Annotated in this window: 2 protein-coding genes; one reads left to right on the plus strand and one right to left on the minus strand. The window is 60.8% G+C overall.

Features of this window, described 5'->3' with window-relative positions:
• Positions 1-10: 10 nt before the first annotated feature.
• Positions 11-298: a hypothetical protein gene (locus CQ13_RS15195; RefSeq protein WP_057843678.1), complete on the minus strand. Its 288-nt coding sequence runs from the start codon at positions 296-298 to the stop codon at positions 11-13.
• A gap of 195 nt (positions 299-493) precedes the next feature.
• Here CQ13_RS15195 and CQ13_RS15200 point away from each other — a divergent pair, with 195 nt between their 5' ends.
• Positions 494-1,150 carry a hypothetical protein gene (locus tag CQ13_RS15200; protein ID WP_156433687.1) on the plus strand — a complete coding sequence of 219 codons (657 nt, stop codon included), beginning with the start codon at positions 494-496 and terminating at the stop codon, positions 1,148-1,150.
• Positions 1,151-1,448 lie beyond the last annotated feature (298 nt).

Below are 1,448 nucleotides of genomic sequence, written 5' to 3' on the forward strand. Positions count from 1 at the left end.
GCCGCCATTATCAAGATAAAACTGCCTTCCCAAAGCTAACTGGACAGGCTCCTAGGCGTCTTTTTGCCAGATCGAAGGCGAAGGTGGCGCCATCACGGCTGTTGGACACCCGTTGATGGCGATCGTCATCGTCGACCTCGCTGCCCCCTTCGTCGCGAATCAACATCGGCGACACGACGCTGTCGATGCGCGATGCGTTGCTGGAACCGCTGCAAGACAGCGCGTGCAAGCAGGCGCTTATCTTCGTCGACGCCTGCGCAGAGGATTTCCGGAGCGTCGTGCAGTCGCGCGACATCATCGGCAACCTCGATGCGGGCGAAGTCCGGGAATTCCTTGATAGTGGATGGTATCTGGGCGCTTTCCTGTCTTGCTCGCCGGGCGAGAAATCCTATCCATCGCGCAAGCTGGGTCACGGTATCTGGACGCATTTCCTGTTGGAGGCGCTGCACGGTCGAGCCAAGGCGAGGGGCTGCAGAACTATCTGCGCCAGGAAGTGCCTCGGTACATCACCCGCGAAATGTCGATTCCGGGCTCGCAGACGCCGCAGGCGATCCTTTCGTCGTCGAACAGCTTCCGCATCCACTATGTGCCGCGCCCGCCTGCCGTACAGGCCGACGCCGCGCTTGCTGGCATCCGGCTTCGCAATAATGGCGAGTTTCTCGAGGGAACGGAAACGGGCACGATCCGGAGCCTCAAGGGCTTCCAGCGCGAATATCACAAGGTGCCGAACCGGCTTTCCGACTCGGCGGGCGGATGGTGCAATCGCCTTCTGGCCGACACCGTGGCGGAAGAGCTGCAGACGCTCTATCAGCACACGCGCGAAGTGCTCGGCCTGAAGCGCAAAGACCTCCGGAAGGAGGAGGACACACTCGACGCGCCAGCGTTCCGCTACATTGTCGAGACAGGGCAGAACCCGGAGGAGCCGAGCGAATATTACATCACGCGGCGGCTTGAGCTGCGGCAGGGATGGCCGGCGCATCGCGAAGCGCTTGAGCAACTTTTCAACGACGAGTTCCAGCAACTCGTCGTGGAGTTCGAAAGCATGGAGGACTCGTTCGACGATCTCGTCGACCGGCTCGAGGAGACCCGATTGCTGTCATACGTGCTCAACCGATTGCCGCCCGCGCCGTGGAAGCCGTGGCCCGCATAATAAAAAATGAACAGCGCATCGTCGTCGAGAGTGCGGATCTTGTAGGCTAGATGGTCCTTGACCGCGATCAAGCTCGCGTCGGTGTCCTTCATGACCTCGATCTCGACATCGCCTGCCGGCATGTGCTTGAAAATCTCCAGCACCGCGTCGCGGATTCCGTCCGCGTCGGCATGAGCAAACGCGACTGACGGCAGCGCATCGCCATTCGACGGCGTTCGATAGTTCTCAAGTGCGACGATCAGTGTCTGCGCCACGATGATCTGATGGGCACCATCGACCGCGGCCTGGGCGTTGTAGC

Source organism: Bradyrhizobium retamae, from assembly GCF_001440415.1.
Lineage (GTDB): Bacteria > Pseudomonadota > Alphaproteobacteria > Rhizobiales > Xanthobacteraceae > Bradyrhizobium > Bradyrhizobium retamae.

Coding starts and splice junctions, on each gene's coding strand:
- CQ13_RS15195 (WP_057843678.1), bottom strand. CDS start 298: ATGATGTCGCGCGACTGCACGACGCTCCGGAAATCCTCTGCGCAGGCG.